15 protein-coding genes are annotated in these 17,914 nt (G+C 65.9%); 7 read left to right on the top strand and 8 right to left on the bottom strand.

Annotated features, from left to right (window positions below; genetic code table 11):
* Positions 1 to 8: 8 nt before the first annotated feature.
* From ENSA7_RS34825 to ENSA7_RS34840, 4 genes are all read left to right on the top strand, one after another.
* Positions 9 to 1,607 (top strand): RCC1 domain-containing protein, encoded by a 1,599-nt coding sequence (locus tag ENSA7_RS34825; RefSeq protein WP_146158491.1) that lies wholly within the window; start codon positions 9 to 11, stop codon positions 1,605 to 1,607.
* A 94-nt stretch (positions 1,608 to 1,701) separates the two neighbouring features.
* A complete protein-coding gene (locus ENSA7_RS34830) occupies positions 1,702 to 2,529 on the top strand; it encodes a hypothetical protein (protein WP_106093726.1) in 828 nt (275 codons plus the stop codon).
* Between the two features lie 57 nt (positions 2,530 to 2,586).
* Complete coding sequence (locus ENSA7_RS34835; protein WP_106093727.1) at positions 2,587 to 3,690, top strand: matrixin family metalloprotease; 1,104 nt, start codon at positions 2,587 to 2,589, stop codon at positions 3,688 to 3,690.
* A 218-nt stretch (positions 3,691 to 3,908) separates the two neighbouring features.
* Positions 3,909 to 4,304 carry a DoxX family protein gene (locus tag ENSA7_RS34840; protein ID WP_106093728.1) on the top strand — a complete coding sequence of 132 codons (396 nt, stop codon included), beginning with the start codon at positions 3,909 to 3,911 and terminating at the stop codon, positions 4,302 to 4,304.
* Positions 4,305 to 4,358: 54 nt separating this feature from the next.
* Here ENSA7_RS34840 and ettA read toward each other — a convergent pair whose 3' ends face one another.
* Complete coding sequence (ettA, locus tag ENSA7_RS34845; RefSeq protein ID WP_106093729.1) at positions 4,359 to 6,041, bottom strand: energy-dependent translational throttle protein EttA; 1,683 nt, start codon at positions 6,039 to 6,041, stop codon at positions 4,359 to 4,361.
* 137 nt (positions 6,042 to 6,178) lie between these two features.
* Between ettA and ENSA7_RS45155 the strand changes: the two genes are divergently transcribed.
* Genes ENSA7_RS45155 through ENSA7_RS44530 form a run of 3 tightly spaced genes read left to right on the top strand, consistent with a single transcriptional unit; the run spans position 6,179 to position 8,834 of the window.
* Entirely contained in the window at positions 6,179 to 7,840 is a 1,662-nt protein-coding gene (locus ENSA7_RS45155) for a DUF4215 domain-containing protein (RefSeq protein WP_219908112.1), read from the top strand.
* Positions 7,841 to 7,888: 48 nt separating this feature from the next.
* On the top strand, positions 7,889 to 8,665 hold the full coding sequence (locus ENSA7_RS34855) for an EI24 domain-containing protein (protein WP_106093730.1): 777 nt from the start codon (positions 7,889 to 7,891) through the stop codon (positions 8,663 to 8,665).
* Positions 8,666 to 8,675: 10 nt separating this feature from the next.
* Entirely contained in the window at positions 8,676 to 8,834 is a 159-nt protein-coding gene (locus tag ENSA7_RS44530; RefSeq protein WP_181234407.1) for a hypothetical protein, read from the top strand.
* A gap of 75 nt (positions 8,835 to 8,909) precedes the next feature.
* Here the strand turns inward: ENSA7_RS44530 and ENSA7_RS34860 are convergent, their stop codons facing one another.
* The 7 genes from ENSA7_RS34860 to ENSA7_RS42765 all read right to left on the bottom strand — a co-directional run bounded on the left by ENSA7_RS34860 (position 8,910) and on the right by ENSA7_RS42765 (position 17,768).
* Complete coding sequence (locus ENSA7_RS34860; RefSeq protein WP_443655669.1) at positions 8,910 to 9,551, bottom strand: hypothetical protein; 642 nt, start codon at positions 9,549 to 9,551, stop codon at positions 8,910 to 8,912.
* The gene (locus ENSA7_RS34865) at positions 9,548 to 10,903 is read right to left on the bottom strand and encodes an AAA family ATPase (RefSeq protein WP_106093731.1); all 1,356 of its coding nucleotides are present in this window, start codon (positions 10,901 to 10,903) and stop codon (positions 9,548 to 9,550) included. Before ENSA7_RS34865 ends, ENSA7_RS34860 begins: the two co-directional genes overlap by 4 nt.
* 232 nt (positions 10,904 to 11,135) lie before the next feature.
* Positions 11,136 to 11,273 carry a hypothetical protein gene (locus tag ENSA7_RS44535; RefSeq protein WP_181234409.1) on the bottom strand — a complete coding sequence of 46 codons (138 nt, stop codon included), beginning with the start codon at positions 11,271 to 11,273 and terminating at the stop codon, positions 11,136 to 11,138.
* A gap of 13 nt (positions 11,274 to 11,286) precedes the next feature.
* Positions 11,287 to 14,721, bottom strand: a complete 3,435-nt coding sequence (locus tag ENSA7_RS34870) for an efflux RND transporter permease subunit (protein ID WP_106093732.1) — start codon at positions 14,719 to 14,721, stop codon at positions 11,287 to 11,289.
* A gap of 21 nt (positions 14,722 to 14,742) precedes the next feature.
* Complete coding sequence (locus ENSA7_RS34875; RefSeq protein WP_106093733.1) at positions 14,743 to 15,873, bottom strand: efflux RND transporter periplasmic adaptor subunit; 1,131 nt, start codon at positions 15,871 to 15,873, stop codon at positions 14,743 to 14,745.
* Between the two features lie 46 nt (positions 15,874 to 15,919).
* The gene (locus ENSA7_RS34880) at positions 15,920 to 17,374 is read right to left on the bottom strand and encodes a TolC family protein (RefSeq protein WP_181234410.1); all 1,455 of its coding nucleotides are present in this window, start codon (positions 17,372 to 17,374) and stop codon (positions 15,920 to 15,922) included.
* Between the two features lie 202 nt (positions 17,375 to 17,576).
* On the bottom strand, positions 17,577 to 17,768 hold the full coding sequence (locus tag ENSA7_RS42765; protein WP_146158492.1) for a hypothetical protein: 192 nt from the start codon (positions 17,766 to 17,768) through the stop codon (positions 17,577 to 17,579).
* Positions 17,769 to 17,914 lie beyond the last annotated feature (146 nt).

The following is a 17,914-nucleotide window of genomic DNA, read 5'->3' on the forward strand; positions in this document are numbered from 1 at the left end:
CCTACGACATGTCCACTGCAGCTTCGACCCCTTCGTTCCTTCGTCTCGCGCTCACGCTGTCGAGCTGTGTCCTGGCGCTGAGCGCCTGCAAGGGTGACAGCGCCGCCGACGGCGAAGGCTCCGAGACCATGGCGACCGCCGGCACCATGGGCGACGGTGACGGTGACGATCCGTCCGGCGACGGCGACCCCTCCGGCGACGGCGACCCCTCCGGCGATGGCGACGGAGAGCCCGGTTGCGACGAGCCCGGCTGCCCGTGCTCGGGCGACACCTGCGGGACCGGCTTGGCCTGCATCGAAGGAATGTGCCAGGAGACCGTCTGTGGCGACGGCGAGGTCCAGGGCGACGAAGAGTGCGAAGACGGCAACGCGATCGACGGCGACGGCTGCGACAACGACTGCACCCTCACCCGCGTCGCCCAGGTCCACGCTGGCATGCACCACAGCTGCGCCCTGATCGACGGCGGCGCGATCGTCTGTTGGGGTCGCGGCGAGCTCGGCCAGCTCGGCTACGGCAACGACCAGCATGTCGGCGACGATGAGCTCCCCAGCGACGTCGGCTCGGTCGCGCTGCCCGGCCCCGTCATCAAGCTGGACCTCGGCGGTCACCACAGCTGCGCGATCCTGCAAGACGGCGGGCTGCGCTGCTGGGGCCTCAACGACCGCGGCCAGCTTGGCAACGGCACGATCAACAACATCGGCGACGACGAGTCGCTCGCCAACCTTCCGCCGGTCAGCGTACCCCCGGCGATCGACATCGAAGCGGGCGAGCGCCACACCTGCGCGCGGGTGGGCAACGGCGAGGTCCGCTGCTGGGGCCTCAACGAGCAAGGTCAGCTCGGCTACGCCAATACCTTTGACATCGTCCCGGTCAACGAGATGCTGCTCCCCGGCGAGGCGGTCAGCCTGGGCCCGGTCACCTCCAGGCTCGCGATCGGCTTTTGGCACAGCTGCGTCAACTTCGTCGACGGCGGGGTCCGCTGCTGGGGCCGCAACGACAACGGCCAGCTCGGCCAGGGCCACCTCGCCAACATCGGCGACGACGAGGCCCCGTCCAGCGTCGGGCTCGTGCAGATCATCCCGCCCGCGCTGCCGGCCAACACCGAGGTCGTCTCGGTCGCGCTCGGGGGCAACCATGGCTGCGCGCTGCTCGGCGGCGGCGAGCTGATGTGCTGGGGCGCCAACGGGTCGGGCCAGCTCGGCTACGGCGACCTCAACAACGTCGGCGACGACGACGTCCCGTCCTCGCGCGTGCCCGTCGACATCGGCGGCCCGGCGGTCCAGGTCACCTGCGGCGCCAACCATACCTGTGCGCGGCGCGACGACGGCGAGGTCCTGTGCTGGGGCGACAACTCCGTCGGTCAGCTCGGCTACGGCAACACCGACAACGTCGGCGACGACGAGCTGCCCGTGCTCGCTGGCCCCGTCCAGCTCGGCGGCGTGGCCACGCAGCTGTCGGCCGGCGGCAACCACACCTGCGCGCTGCTCGAGGGCGGCGACGTGCGGTGCTGGGGCCAGAACAACTTCAGTCAGCTCGGGCTCGGCAGCTCGGTGACGGTCGGCGACAACGAGACGCCGGCCGAGGTGAACCCCGTCTCGATTTTCTGACGTCGTCGCGTCATCCAGCTCGGGCTCGTCGTCAACGGAGCGTACAGCCGCGTGAGCGCCCACCCTCGGGCGCGTCGCGGCTGGACGAGACGACATGACGATCAAGACCCACCGTACCCACCCCACCGCACCCACCACCCTTCGAGCCAACCCAGCGCTGCGTGCCCTGACCCTGGCGATCGCCACGACCTGCTTCGCCTGCGAGAGCGAGCCCGTCGACGACGCGCCGCCGAGCGCCGAGCTGGTCGTCACCCCAGGCGAGACCGAGCTCACCAACCTCGAGGTCGAGGCCGTCCACGAGTACGCCGCCCGAGCCGAGGCCGTGTTCATCGGCGAGGTCACGGGCATCGACTACCAGCTGTCGGATCCCGACGAGGACGGGGCCCAGCTGCCGTTCACCGTGATCACCTGGTCCGTCGAAGACGGGATCAAGGGCGTCGCGACCGGCCGCCAGTACGCAGCTCGGTTCCTCGGAGGACCGGTCCCCGACGGCAAGGTCCTGACCGTCAGCGAGATCCCCGTGTTCGAGCTCGGTGACCGTGATCTGCTGTTCATCGAGGGCAACGGCGAGCGCGGCTGCCCGCTCGTGGGCGGCAACCAGGGTCGGGTTCAGCTGCTGAGTCAGGGCGACGCTGGCGACGGCGTCTCGCGGGTCGCCGCGGGCGCGCAGTGGCCAGGCCGGGCCGCGGCCAGCATCCGCGACGCCGGGCTCGGCGGCGGAGAAGCGCAGCCGCTCGACCTCAGCGAGCCGTTCGTGTTCGAGGGCCCGCGGGTCGCCACCCCCGACGAGCTCGCGGCTGCGCACGCCCGTCACCAGGCCAGGGCGACCGCCATCCAGGCTGCGGCCGGCGAGACCGAGGCCGATCGCGCCGAGCGTGCCGCGCTCGAGGCCAACCAATTCAACCCGGTGATCGCTCGCTAGCCGCCGCCTCGCCCACCACCACCCGACACCTGAACCCCACAGACACGAGCTTTCATCATGCGCACCACCTTCATCTCCATCACCCTCGCCGGCGCCGCGACCACGATCACCGCGCTCGGCATGCTCCACGCGTCGACGCCGGCCCACGCCTACAACCTCAACAACGCGCGGTCGGGCAGCTCCACGACCATGTACCTCGATCCCGCGGTCCAAGGCGCGATGCCCAGCCACTATACGGCGCTGCACAACGCCGCCGCCAAGCTCAACGCGAACCCGTCGAACATGCGGTTCTCGCTGGTCAACGACAACGACGCCGTGGTCGCCAACAACAACGGTGAGTCCGAGGTCGCGTTCACGAGTAACAACACCAAGCTGTGCGGCTCGCTCGCGTGCGCGTGGAGCTGGAGCTCGGGCGGCACCCTCGTCGAGTCCGACGTCTACTTCGACATCGACTACGACTGGACCACCACCGACGCCAAGGCCGACAGCGTGGCCTACACTGGCAGCGGCTATCGTCCGCTGCTCAACACCGCCCTGCACGAGTTCAGCCACGCGCTCGGCCTCGGCCACGAGGGCGACGTGTTCAACGTGCTCGGCAACGCCTGGAACGTGGTCAGCACCAACGGCGCCTCGACCGAGAGCGTGATCAGCGAGGACGTCAGCAACGGGCTGATCGCCCACTACGGCCAGCGACCCAGCGTCAACGAGGATCTCTCGCTCTACCACTGGGAGTGGAGCGCCAACATCAACGGCTACTCGCGCCACGCCCGGACCCCGATCACCGGACCGAGCGGCGCCGCGCTGAGCTCGGCGCCGGAGTCGAATCCCTCGCTCAATGAGCCGGCCTACTACGTGAGCTCGGGCCAGACCCTCGAGGTCACCCAGACCGCTGAGAACCGCGGGACCACCCAGCTCGTGACGATCAAGTGGTACCTGTCGACCAACTCGACGATCACCACCTCCGACACCGTGCTCGCGACCTCCGCGCTCAACAAGGGACGCAACGGTCCGTTCACCTGGACCCGGAGCCTGTCGCTGCCCGGTGGGCTCGTCGCGGGGACCCGCTACTGGGTCGGGGCGATCATCGACAGTGAAGGCGTGCTCGCCGAGCAGAACGAGATCAACAACGCGATGTACGTGGCCGAGGTCGTGATCCAGTAGGCGCGCACAGGCTGCTACAAGTCGGCCGCGGGTCGAGCTCAGGCGGCGCTGCCGAGCTCGCGCGCGCTCGCCTGCCCGGCGCCAGACGCCACCGAAGCCGCGCCGTCTTTGCCCACTGGCGCCGGAGCTGACCAAACCGCCGCAGTTGTGCTCAGCGCCGCAAAGATCGCGGCTTTGATCCGTGGCTCGGCGGTAGGACGCGGCGCAGGCTCTTCGGTATGAGCGACAACTCGAAGGGCAAGGTCGTCGGCTATTGGATCACCACCGCAATCCTGGCGGTGCTCCTCCTGGCTGCCGGCTTCATGGATCTCATGGGACAGCCCGAGGTGACCGAGTCATTGCAGCGGCTGGGCTACCCGATGTATCTCGCGGCGCTGCTCGGGACTGTCAAGTTGCTGGCCGCGATCGCCATCTTGGCGCCGAACTACGCGCGGCTCAAAGAGTGGGCCTACGCGGGTGTCGTGTTCATCATGACCGGGGCGATCTACTCGCACATCCGCATGGACGAGGCCGAGCAGACGCTCATGCCCATGTTGCTGCTCTTGCTCGCGTTTGGGTCGTGGTACCTGCGGCCCCCGAGCCGCAAGCTCCCCGACCTGATCCCAATCAAGTGATTGGAGCAGATCAGAGACACTCACGATGCGGGGGTCTGACGACCCCCGCTAATTTTAGTCGCGGGTCAGCTTCCGGTACTTGATCCGCTTGGGCACCATCGCGTCGTCGCCGAGCCGGTTCTTGCGATCCTGCTCATAGTCCGCGTAGTTCCCCTCGAACCAGTTGACCTTCGAGTCGCCCTCGAACGCCAGAATGTGCGTAGCGATACGATCGAGGAACCAGCGATCGTGCGAGATCACCACCACGCAGCCAGGGAACGACAGCAGCGCGTCCTCGAGGTGACGCAGGGTGTCGACGTCGAGGTCGTTGGTCGGCTCGTCGAGCAGCAACAGGTTGCCGCCGCGCTTGATCAGCTTGGCCAGGTGCACGCGGTTGCGCTGACCGCCGGACAGGGTCCCCACCTTTTGCTGCTGCGACGCACCGTTGAAGTTGAACTTGCCCACGTACGCGCGCGAGTTCATCTCTACGCCGCCCAGATCGACGCTGTCCCGGCCCTCGCTGATCTCCTGCCACACGCTCTTGTCGGGGTCGAGGGTGTCGCGGCTCTGATCCACGTAGGCGATGTCGACGGTGCCGCCGATCTCGAGCTTGCCCGTGTCGGGCTCCTCTTGCTGGGTGATCATCCGAAACAGCGTGGTCTTGCCCGCGCCGTTGGGGCCGATGATCCCGACGATCCCGCCGCGCGGGAGCGAAAAATTCAGATCTTCAAACAGCAGCTTGTCGCCGAATGACTTCTTGAGCGCCTTGGCGTCGACGACGATGTTGCCGAGCCGCCGCGAGAACGGCACGTGGATCGAGGTCGTGTCCTTCTTGCGCTCCTCGGCGCTGTTGAGCAGCTCGTCGTAGGCGCGGATACGGGCCTTGCTCTTGCTCTGCCGGGCCTTGGGCGACATGCGGATCCACTCGAGCTCGCGGGCCAGCTCGCGCTGGCGGGCGCTCTCTTTCTTTTCTTGGGTCGCGAGTCGCTTTTGCTTTTGGTCGAGCCAGCTCGAGTAGTTGCCCTGCCACGGGATGCCCTTGCCGCCGTCGAGCTCGAGGATCCACCCGGCGACGTTGTCGAGGAAGTAGCGATCGTGGGTGATCGCAACCACGGTGCCGGGATACTCGTGCAGGTGGTGCTCGAGCCACGCGACGGACTCGGCGTCGAGGTGGTTGGTGGGCTCGTCGAGCAGCAAGATGTCGGGCCGCTCGAGCAGCAGCCGCGCGAGCGCGACCCGACGCCGCTCGCCGCCGCTGAGGTTGGTCACGGGCGAGTCGCCGGGCGGGCAGCGCAGCGCGTCCATCGCGAGCTCGAGGGTGTGGTCGAGCTCCCAGCCGTTGCCCGCGTCGATCTTGTCTTGCAGCTTGCCCTGCTCTTCGAGCAGCGCGTTCATCTCGTCGTCGGTGCTGACCTCGCCAAACTTCATCGAGACCTCCTCGAAGCGTTTGAGCACGTCACGCATCTCGGACACGGCCTCCTCGATGTTGCCCTTGACGTCCTTGTCGGGGTCGAGCTCGGGCTCCTGGGGCAGGTAGCCGATCCGCACGCCCTCGGCCGCCCACGCCTCGCCGATGATCTCGGTGTCGACGCCGGCCATGATGCGCAGCAGGGTGCTCTTGCCCGCGCCGTTGTTTCCGAGCACGCCGATCTTGGCCCCGGGCAGGAACGAGAGGTGGATGTTCTCGAGCACCTTCTTGCCGCCGGGGTAGACCTTCGAGAGGCCCTTCATCGTGTAGATGTACTGGTAGGAGGCCATGGCGCGCGGATGATACTCGCTCGACCTGCCCGAGGGGACCCCGGGGCGCGGCGGGTCGCGGTGATCGTACACACCGTTTCGGTGCGGACCTGCGCCAACACGCCACCGTGACGAGGCGCCCTGATAGCCTTTGGCGCATGAATCGAAGCTACCTTGCCTTTCCGTTCTCCCTGGGTCTGGTCGTCGCGCTGTCGTGCGGCGGCGACGACTTGCCCGGCGCGTCTGCGGGCAGCGGCGGGACCGACACCGACACCGGCGGCCTGTGCCTGGTCGGGTCCCAGGGCTGTGGGTGCACCTCTGGCGGCGCCTGCGATCCCGGCCTGATGTGTGAGATGGGCAGCTGCGTGCCCCTGGATCCGCTCGGCGACGGCGACGGTGATCCCGCCGACACGGGCGAGGACTCGAACTCCGGGGATGGCGACGGCGATCCCGGCGACGGCGACGGCGACGGCGACGGCGATCCGCTGCCCAACTGCGGTGACACCGTCATCGACTACGCCGACGGCGAGCAGTGCGACGACGGCAACGCCGACGACGGCGACGGCTGCTCGGCCACCTGCCAGGTCGAGGTCGGCGGCAACTGTGGCGACGGCAACCTCGAGGGCGGCAACGCCGAGGAGTGCGACGACGGCAACACCCAAGCCGGCGACGGCTGCTCGGCCAACTGTCAGCTCGAGCCGCTCGGCCAGACCTGCGGCGACGACATGCTCGACCCGAGCGAGGTCTGCGACGACGGCAACCTGGCAAACGGTGACAGCTGCAACCCGACCTGCAACCTGGGCAACACCACCAGCTTGTTCGCGGGCGGCGTCGGAGCCCCCGGCTTGCTCGATGGCGTCGGCGCGAGCGCCCGGTTTGGCGACGTCGCCAACCTCGCGATCAGCAACGACAAGCTGTGGGTCAGCGACGGCGCCAACAACTGCATTCGCCAGATCGACATCGTGTCGGGCGCGGTCACGACGATCGCGGGCGACGGCGCGGGCGGAAACTCGGGTGACCTCGACTCGGCGGTCGGACTCAGCGCGCGGTTTGGCGGACCCGGAGCGATCACCACCGACGGGACCACGCTGTGGGTCGCCGACGGGGCCAACCGCAAGATCAAGGCCGTCAACCTGACCCCGCCCTACGCGGTCACCACCGTGGCAGGGACCGGCAACCAGGCCAACGTCGACGGGGTCGGGCTCGCGGCCGAGTTCTTCGAGCTGCGCGCGCTGACCTACTACGCCGGGCATGTGTACCTGCTCGACGGCACGGTCGCGGTGCTGCGCAGCTTCGACGTGCAGTCCGGCGCGGTCACGACGATCGCCGGCCAGCCCAACAACCCGGGGATCGCCGACGGCGTCGGCAACCAGGCCCAGTTCCTGAGCCCCCGCTATATCGCCTCGGACAACAGCGGGATGCTGTATATCGCCGACACCAACGGCTATCACATCCGCAGCTACAACGTCGGCACCGCGTACGTCGGGACCTTCGCGGGCAACGGCATGCCTGGCTACGCCGACGGCGTCGGGCAAAACGCGTCGATCCACCGCCCGCGCGGGATGACCTCGGATGGGACCAGCATCTATTTCACCGAGTTCGACCAGCACACGATCCGCCAGGGCGTGCTCGCGTCTGGGTCGATCACCACGTTGGTCGGGCAGCACTGCGACGGCGCGATGAACTGCCCGCCCGGCTACGCCGAGGGCGTCGGGACCCAAGCCCGGCTCGGCAGCCCGTTCGACGTGGTGTTTCACTACCCGTCCAACTCGCTGTTTTTCTTCGACGGCGCCAACAACGTGGTCCGCCGGGTTCAGTAGCGACCGCGTGGCCTCGGGCGCCGCGCTGGCCTACAGTTGAGGGCCGCGATGCCCGAGCCGCACCAACCCAAGCAACCACGTCCTTTCCTGCGGGGGTTTCGTTTGGCCCTCGAGGGCATGAAGCTCGCGCTCCACAGCTCGGAGATCGGCACGGCCTACCTCAAGCTCGCGGGGGCGGTGTTCCTGCTCGCCTTGGTGATCAGCTCGGGGTCGATCTGGGCGCTGTGGGCAAACACGGCGCCGAGCCCCGACGCGAGCGTGTGGATCGCAGTCGGGCTGTGGGCGCTGCGCATCGTCGGTTCGCTGGTCGCGCTCCTGGTCGGGCCGCTGCTGGCGATCTTCACGGTCAACATCGTGTTTCCGATGTTCAACAAGGGCGTGTTCCTGGCGGGGCTGCGCACAATCGATCCAGAGCGCGCGGCGGCGCTGGGGGCCAAGCCTGGGATGCCGCTTGGACCTTCGATCGGCATTGCGATCTGGCGGCTGATCAAATTTGTGACGCTGAGTCTGTGCTGCCTGCTGGTCGGGCTGATCCCGGTGGTCGGCACGATCGCCGGCACGGTCGGTCAGGCGTGGTTGACCGCGCGCACCGTCGCGTGGGAGCTGCTCGATCCCTACTTTGACTGCCTGGACATTCGCCACGCCGAGCAGCAGGTGTTCGTGCGGCGGCACCAGGACGCGCTGCTTGGGTTTGGGCTGCCGATCTCGCTGATGCTGGCGGTCCCGATTGTCGGGCCGCTGCTGTTTGGGCTGGCGCAGGTGGCTGGGGCCATGTTCGTGGCGCGGGAGCTGCCTGTCGATCCGCGCGAACGCCGGCCTGCGTGAGCACCTGCAGGTGCGCGGGCGCGTCGAGTTCGGCCTTGGCGGACGCGTCGAGGTGCACATGCCCATGCGCAGCGTCGACATGCAGCTGCGCCGAGCCGGGCTAGACGCGGATCCCGGCTGGTTGGCGTGGATCGAGGCCGAGCTGCGCTTCGTGTTCGCGCCCCGGTGAGGGCGAAGCGTGGTGAGCGAGCGTCATGAATCGTTGCGTGCTCTTCCCGTGCTCGACCACCCGCACATGCTTGTCCTAGCGGTGACGCTTCTTCTTGACCACGGTCTTCTTCTTGGCCACGGTCTCCTTCTTGGGTGCCTTGCGGCCCGACCCGGACTCCTGCTTCTCGAGCGCCGCCGCGAGCAGCGGCGCAAAATCATACAGACCCTCCAGCGTGACGCGCCCTTGCTCGTACTGTTCGAGCCAGGCACGGCGCTGTCGGATCACCCGCTCATCGTGAGTGATGGGGAGGCGTTTGAGCGTCGACTGAACGAGCGCCTGCTTGTCCGGCGGGACCTTGTCCGACGCGACCAACTGCAGGGACGGTAACGACACCTCAAACCATCCTTCCTCCACGTCATAGGGATCGAGGATGTCGACGTGGGCCTTCTTGCTCGCGTTGATCCACTGCGACGCGTATCGGAGGTTGTCCCACTCGTAGAGGTTGCTGCGGTCCCGACTCTGGGGTGCGAAGTGGTCAACGGTTCCGCACAGGTCCCACATCGCCGTGTAGCCGCAGCGCGTGGAGAAGGCGTCGCACAGCTGGGGCGTGACCTTACGCCAATACGAAGGCGGCCTGGTCTTCGGGTTCGCGTCCGAGGCCAACCAACGCTGACCGGGCTGGCGAACATCTTTGTCGAAGGTCCGTGGCTCTTTGGGGCGCGGCACGGGGATCATCGTGAACGCCCTCGAGCGCCGCCTGGCTTTTTGGATTGCTTGGTGCCCTTCTTCTTGGCTGAACTCGAACCCTTGCGAGCGGGCCGTTTCGGCTCAGCCCCGCGAGTGAGGATCCACCGCGGCCAAAACGGATCATGCCCCGGCACCGTCCGTCGTAATTCCGCGTCGATCTGCTCGCTGGTGCTCAGGTGAGCGGGGAGCACGTGGCGATCACTTCGCATCCACGCCTCCGCGGCCTCGATTGCCTCTTCCGCCTCGCGCGAACGCGCCTGCTTGAGCCCGAAGAACTCGGAGACCAACCAGTTTGTCGCGTCTCCTTGCTGAGCAAATTCAGACGTGTCAATAATGACTTTATCGTGCTTGACGTCGAAATGAATGATGCGATCCTGCTCGGGATCAAAACGTGGCTCGAGCGACGCCAGTAGCAGCGGCGCGTGGCTGGCCGCGAGAATCTGTACATTCGCACCGCTTGGAGTGAGCTTGTCGACCACATCCAACAAAGCTGGGAGCACGACCCGCTGCCAGCGCGGGTGCAGATGTGCCTCGATTTCGTCGATCAGAAAAATCACGGACTGCTCGGCTGTCCTGCCGAGTAGTTCGCACGCCTTTTGATGTTCGTCGAACGCCCAGACCAGGAGATAAGCCAACGCTACGATTCGCTTCACCCCGGCCGATGCGTGGACAATTGGAACATCGCCGTAGCGGAAACGCAGTGTCGGAATGTCGCGGGCGTCGTCTAAAGAGATGCGCACTGGCACGCCGGCCGTGAGGGTCTCGCCGGGCTCGGATAGCACCCCCAGCGATGCCATCAACTGCGTGAATGCGGGGGATTGGGCCGCTTGCCAATTTACCCAGTCCGCGATCAGGCCATTGCACAAGACTCGATCGCCCTGACGAAGCCCGTCCCACACTTCGCGCTGTGTAAAGTGGTAGGCGTCGGGCCGCGTCGGGTCCGATACCCCGAGCGAGGGACTGTCGCGCCAGTAGTTACGGGCTGGGTCCCAAATTGAGAATCCTCCATCCGCGCGAGCATAGAGCACCAAGCCAGGACTGGGTGGCCGGCCGCCCGAGCGCTTCCACTGCTGACTTGGTCGGTCGAAGCCGTTGCTGTAGTGCTTCTTCTTGGCGGTTTTTATGTCGACGACGTACTCGATCTTGGCTTCACGGGCGCCCCTGCGCGGAAGCGCCTGGTAGCTGCTGGGCCAGGAGCGTCCAAGGATCCACCAGGCGACATCGAGCAGGAAAGTCTTGCCGAGTCCGTTGTCCCCCACAATCAGATTTACTCGAGGTTGCAGGTCGAGTTCGAGCGAGTCGGCTGGCCCGACGCCGATCAGCTTGATTGAATGGAGCATGGCGTACAGACACTACCGAAGGGACGCGCGTGGTACCAGTCTCCGTCGGTTGTTGGACCACGTCAGCTCAGCTCGAAAGCGACGTGTGTTGCCGCACGATGAATCCGGTGAGCCGAGCGTCAGCTCCAGTTGATGGTCACTCCCGGCGTGTTGTTGACCGCCCCGTCAGCTCCACGCATGAATCGCGTCGGCGAACGCCTGCGCCGCCGCGCTCGGGGTCGCTTGATTCGGATCACGTCGCCGCCTGCGGCGCCAGCGTGCCCTCGCGGATCGTCCAGGCGCGCTTCTTTGCGGCCGACGGTAGGGTCGCGGAGCCATGATCGTGGCACGCGAGCTGCCGGTCGATCCGCGTGAACACGGGTAGCAACAAGCGCTGCGGAGGACTACGCGGGCCCCTCGCTGTCCGGGCTGGTCGGATCTCCCTCGAGACGCTCCGCGAGGCGCTCTGACAGCGGCTCCGCCGTCTCGTCCGGGAGCAGCGCCCGACCGTCGGCGATTCGGCCGAACAAGTAGTAGAGGCCGGGAATCAACAACACGCCGATCACGGTGCCCACGATCATCCCGCCAACCCCGGCCGTGCCAATGGTCCGGTTGCCGATCGCCCCGGCGCCGGTCGCGATGGCCAGCGGAATGAGACCGGCGATGAAGGCGAAGGACGTCATCTGAATCGGCCGGAAGCGAAGCTTTCCAGCTTCGATGGCGGCGTCTTCGAGCGACAGGCCCTCCCGGCGCTTCTGGACCGCGAATTCCACGATCAGGATCGCGTTCTTGCCCAACAGGCCGAGCAGCATGATCACCCCAAGCTGGGCCCAGACGTCGTTGGCCAGCCCCACTGCCTGCAGCAAAAAGAACGCACCGAAGACTCCGACCGGCAGCGACAGCAGCACGGCGAGCGGAATGAGGAAGCTCTCGTACTGGCCGACCAACACCAAATAAACGAACGCAACGACAACGAAGAAGATGTAGATCACCGCGTTCCCCTGGCTCGACTCGTCCCAGGACAGGCCTTCCCAGCCCAGGTCGTAGCCCTGCGGCAGCGTCTCGGCGGCGACCTCTTGAATCGCGGCGATCGCCTCACCGCTCGAATACCCGGGGGCTGGAACACCTTGAATGGGCGCGGAGGGGTACAGGTTGTAGCGGGTGATCTCGTTGAGACCCTGCTGCTTCTCGATCGTCATGAACGAGGAGTAGGCGACCATCTCCCCGGCGTCGTTCTTCACAAACAACTCGCCGAGATCATCGGGCATCCGCCGGAATTCCGGCCAGGCCTGGACGTAGACCTTGTAAAACTGGTTGAAGAGAATGAAGCCCTGCTCGTAGGTGCTGCCAATGAGGATATTGAGGTTCTCCAGCGCCTTGTCGATCGACACGCCCTTTTGCATGGCCACGTCGTTGTTGATCACGATCTCGTACTGCGGATAGTCCGAGGCGTAGAACGTGAACAGGTTCTGCACCTCCGGGCGCTCGGACAGCGCGGCCATGAATTCCTCGGTCACTTCGCCGAGTCGCTGGTAGTCGGCCGTGCTCGACTGGGTCTTGTCGAGTACGCGCACAGAGAACCCGCCAGCTGCGCCAAACCCAGGGATCGCGGGTGGCTCGAAGAACTCGAGCTTGACGTCCGTGATCTCATGGGTCTCTCGTTCGAGCTGCTCGATGATCTCGCGGGCCGTCTGCTCGCGCTCGGACCAGTCTTTCAGGTTGATGATCGCGGTCCCGGCGTTCGAGCCCCGGCCCTCGGTCAAGATCTCGTAGCCGGCCACGGAGGTGACAGACGCGACGCCCTCGACCTGCTTGGCGATGACCTCCAGCTCCTGCGACTTGGCGTTGGTGTACTCGAGCGTCGATCCGGGCGGCGTCTGAATGACGGCGTAGATGATGCCCTGATCCTCACTCGGGATGAAGCCGCTCGCCATCTGCTTGTTCGTCGCGACAATGCCGGCGGCAAAGGCCCCGACGACCGCCAGGGTCAGCACGCGGCGTGTGACGATCCGCCGCAGGATCCTCGCGTAGACGTTGGTGACCATGTCGACGCCGCGGCTGAACGGACGCTGGACAAAGGGCACCGCGGCGATCAGCAAGCCAAACGGCCCCCACAAGGTGTAGGCCAGATAGCTGAGGCTCCCCAGGACCGGCAACCCGACGAGCACGTACACCGCGACAGTCGCGAGTCGGCGCGGCTTGTTCGGCTTGTCCTCGTGACCCGCGTCGGCGTGGGCGTGGGGCTCGAGGATCATCGCACACAGGACCGGCGTGAGCGTCAGCGCGACCACGCCGGACAGGACGATCGACGTGGCCATGGTGACGCCAAATTGGCGGTAGAAGACGCCGACCGGCCCGGGAATGAACGTGATCGGAACGAAGACGGAGGTCATCACCAGCGTGATTGCGACGATCGCACCGCTGATCTCGTGGAGCACGTCCAGGGTCGCCCGATACGGCGAGAGCTGCTTCTCGGCCATCTTGGCGTGGACCGCCTCGACCACGACGATCGCGTTGTCGACCACGATCCCGATGGCGAGGACCAAGGCGAAGAGCGTGATCAGGTTGATGGAGAAGCCCATCAGGTCCAGGACGAAGAACGTCCCCACCAGCGACACCGGCACCGCCAGCGTCGGGATCAGCGTGGAACGAAAGTCCCCGAGGAACATGTAGACCACCAGAGACACCAAGATGAACGCCTCGAGCAGGGTGTGGAGCACCTTCTCGATCGAGGCGTCGACGAACCTGGAGACGTCGTAGGCGATCTCGTAGTCCATTCCGGGCGGGAAGGACTGCTTCAACTCCTCGAGCGTCGTCTTGACCTCGTCGATGACCTCGGCCGCGTTGGACCCGGGGGCTTGCTTGAGCACGACGGACGCCGCGGGGTAGCCGTCGACGTCGGAGTAGATGTCGAAGAACTCCGAGCCGAGCTCGATGCCGGCGTGCTGCTGGTTGCGCGGGGTCCCTGCCACCCCGTGGTCTGGCGGCTCCTCCCCCTCGCTCGGTTCCCACACCGGTGTGCTCACCTTGGGGGGCACACAGACGTCTTTCAACCGAAGAATCTCACCGTCGGACTTGGCCCGCAGGATGATGTTTCCGTACTGCTCTGGCTTGTTGTAGCGCCCGACATAGGTCAGCACGTACTCTTTTGATTGCGAGGTCATGCCTGTGGCCTGACCCAGGCGGCCCGGCGAGCCGATGATGCTCTGCTCGGCCAGGGCCTCCATGACATCTTCGACGGAGACGTCATAGGCGCGCATGCGCTCGGGGTTCAACCAGATGCGCATGGCGAAGCTGCGGTTGCCGAGATTCCGCGGGATACCCATGCCCTGGATCCGCTTGAGCACGGGCATGATGTAGACGTTGGCGTAGTTGAAGAGGTCCTTTTGGTCCGTGTTCGGGTCTGTGCTGTAGAGGTTCAAGTACATCAACATGCTCGGCACCACCTGGCTGACGAGGATGCCCTCGCGCACCACCAGCTCCGGTAGCCGACTCGACATGATGTTGACCCGGTTCTGCACGTTCACGACGTTGATGTCGGGATCCGTGCCAGGCTCGAAGTAGATCTGGATCGTCGCTTCGCCCGCGCTGGTCGCGGCGGACACCATGTAGCGCATGTTTGGAACCCCGTTGATCGACTGCTCCAAAGGAACGATGACCGAGTCGACCAAGACGTTGGCGCTGGCACCGGGATACGCGACGGAGACGTAGACGGTCGGCGGGGCGACGTCGGGGAACTGGGCGATCGGGAGCCGCGCGATCCCCAGCATCCCCAGGAACAGGAGCAGGATCGAGGTGACGAGCGCCAGGGCCGGCCGCTGGAGAGTTTTCTTGAACATGATCGTACCCGTGAGCCGCTGCTATTCGGCGTGAAACTTCATGTGGGAGAGGACCGCTTCAGGCTCGCGAAACTCCGTCTCCGGATAATCGCCTTCGTGAACCTGTCGGATCCCATCGAGGACGATCTTGTCGGTGACATCGAGTCCGTCCTCGACAACGAAGATGTCGTCCATTTCGTGCGAGATGGTGATCGCGCGTTGATGCACGGCCCCGTCTTCCCCGACGACGTAAACGTACTGCTTGTCGAGGATCTCGAAGGTCGCGCGCTGGGGGATGACGACGGCGCCCTTCAGCGTCCCATGAATCAACAGCGTCCCGGTCTGACCGTGGCGCAGCAGGCCCTCCGGATTGGAAAAGTCCGCGCGGAACAGAATGTTGCCTGTCTCGTTGTCAAAGTCGGACTCGACTGTGACGGAGTCGCCCGCGCCGTGGGTGAAGGTCTCGCCGTTCGCCAGCTGGAGCTCGATTCGCGCGTCCGGGAACGTGAGGTGTTGCGGATGCGCTGGATCGACAGCTCCCTCAATTGCCTCGAACGCGAGATAGATGGCCTCCGGGACGTTGAAATAGACCCACATCACGTTGTTGTCGGACACGGTCGTGAGGATGTCCCCCTCCTCCATCAGGCTCCCCTCCTGTTCGTACTGGCGGTCGATGATGCCGTCGAACGGGGCCCTGATCTCGGTGAAGGCCAGCTCCGCCGCCGCCAGCTCGACCTTGGCCTTGGCCCCGGCTCGCGCCGCCTGGGCGAGCGCGAGCTCCTGGTCCGAGACCACGTCTCGTTCGTACAGCTTCTTGGTGTTCCGAAGCTCGATGTCTGCGCGCAGCAGCTCGGCCTGGTCGGCGTGGAGCTTGGCCTTGTAGACGACGGGGAGGATCTTGAACAAGAGCTCGCCCTTCTTCACCGCCTGGCCCTCTTGGACCTGGATCTCCTCGAGGTAGCCGCGCTCGAGCGCGCGGAGCTCGATGTGGCGGCGCGAGTGGATCTGACAGACATATTGCTGGGTGTGGACGACGTCCTTCGCCACGGGGCTGGTCAGCACGACCTTGCGCTGGACTTCGTGTTCCTCCTCGTGCCCCTGTGCCCCCGAGCACGCGATCGGGGCGAGGCATAGCAACGCGAGGAGAGCGGAGTGAATTGATGAGAGGCTCATGGCATTTGTACTCGACTGCGAATTCATGAACGTGGCTGCCAGGTCGCTACTCGGCGGTCCGCCACCCGCCCCCGAGCGCCCTGTAGATCCCGACAAACGCCTGCATCTGGGCCAGGCGCGTCTCGACCAGGTCGAGCTCGGCGTCGAGGGCATCGCGGCGGGTCAGGAGGACCTCCATGTAGTCTGCGTGGGCCGAGCGGTAGAGGATGTTTGAGGTCTCGATCGCCTGCTCGAGCTTGGCGACCTGCTCGCGCAGACTCATGAACCGATGGTTGAGGTTGTCGATCTTCGCCAGGTAGATGACGACCTCCGTGTAGGCCTGCAGCAAGGTTCGCTCGAACTCGAGCACCGCCTGCATCTGTCGTGCGTTGGCGGCCTGGTAGTTGGCCTTGATCCCAGCGAAGTTGAGCAGCGGCGCGACGAGGTTGCCAGCGATGTCATAAGCCAGCGAGGCCGGCGTATCGACGAGGTGGCTGGCGTTGAACGACTCGTAGCCGAGCTCGGCGTCGATGCTCAGCGAGGGGAAGAACCGGGCCTTGGCCGACTTGACGTCGAGCTCGGCCGCTTCGAGCAACCGCTCGGCGTTGCGGACGTCGGGCCGGTTGTCGAGTAGTTCGGCCGGGAGCCCAGCATCGACCGTCGGCGGCTCGGTCTGCTGGAAGGTCGAGGCGTCCCGCGTGACGGGCTGGGGAAACCGACCGACGAGGAAATTGATCCGGTTCTCGATCTCGACCCGGGCCTGTATGATCACGTAGCGGAGGCTGAGGATCTTCGAGACCTCGGCCTCGAAGCGCTGGACCTCGAGCTCGGTCGCGCGCGCGGCCTCCTTCTTCAGCTTGGCGATCTCGACCGCGTCTCGTTGGATCTCGAGGTAGCGGTCGAGGAGATCGAGCTGGTTGTCGAGCGCGAGCAGCTCGTAGTAGGAAGCGGCGACCTCGGCGATGATCTGGGTCAGGACGAAGTTGCGAGCCTCGATGCTGGCCAGGTAGCGCTTGTCCGCGGCTTTCTTGGCGTTGCGCAGCCTTCCCCAGACATCGACCTCCCACGAGGCCGCCAGTCCAAAGTGAAGATCAGGCAGGTTCTCGGCCACGCTGTTGGCCTCGTCAGCCGCCCCCTGACTCGTGTGGCGACCGACCTTCTCGACACCACCCCCAACGACACCGTCGAGCCGCGGGACGTACTCCCCCCGGCGAGTCCCGACCTCGGTCTTGGCGATGATGATCTCCTGGAGACGAATGTCGAGCTCCTGGTTGTTGCCGAGCGCCTCCTCGATCAGCGCGCGGAGGTGGGGATCGTCGAAGAACTCGTCCCACTGGCGCTGAGCCGCGGAGCTGGTCTGCGTGTTGGCCACCGCGGCGCTCCAGTCGTCTGGGACATCGCGCTCAGCGGCCCGCGCGACGTTGTCGCCGAGCAGCCGCGTGCAGCCACCCGAGAGCAGTAGAGCCGCGATCGCTGTGGCCGTGAAATTGTTCAATAGGAGCGGAGATCGAAGCCGGATCACGGACTTCCTCGATTCGTCGGACGGACAGATTTCGGGCACGGCGAGGCCCACGGCGATCGGCTTAGTGCCGAGTGGGCCGAGTGGGCCGAGTGGGCCGACCCGCCATTGGGACGACAGGGTTCACGAGCCACGTGCGGGTCGCGAACCAAGATTGATCGGCAGCCCGAGCCACGGCGTGGCCCGAACGCAGATCATTCGTCGTTCAGCCGATGGGGGGCCCGCGCTCGCGCTCGAGGCCGTCGTAGCCAGCGTTCAGCCGCGGGAGCGCATGCTGGAGCATGGCGAGTCGCGTGGCCGTGGTCCTCGACGCGCGCAGCGGTGAGACAAACGCGACATGGTCGAGGGAGCCGTCTTCGAGCTCGGTGTCCCCACCCTCGCTGCTCTCGCTCGGCACGTCGTCCGATTGCTCGAGCTTCCCGTTTGGGCGCGGATCTTCGTCATTGGACGAAACGCTCGATTGCTGCGACTGCGAGATGACGCGATGCGCGGCTGGCCACCAGAGCACGACGCCCAACAGGACGGCGAGTACTCGGGCCAGGC

The sequence above is a fragment of the Enhygromyxa salina genome (genome assembly GCF_002994635.1).
In the GTDB taxonomy this organism is placed as follows: Bacteria; Myxococcota_A; Polyangia; order Nannocystales; family Nannocystaceae; genus Plesiocystis; species Plesiocystis salina_B.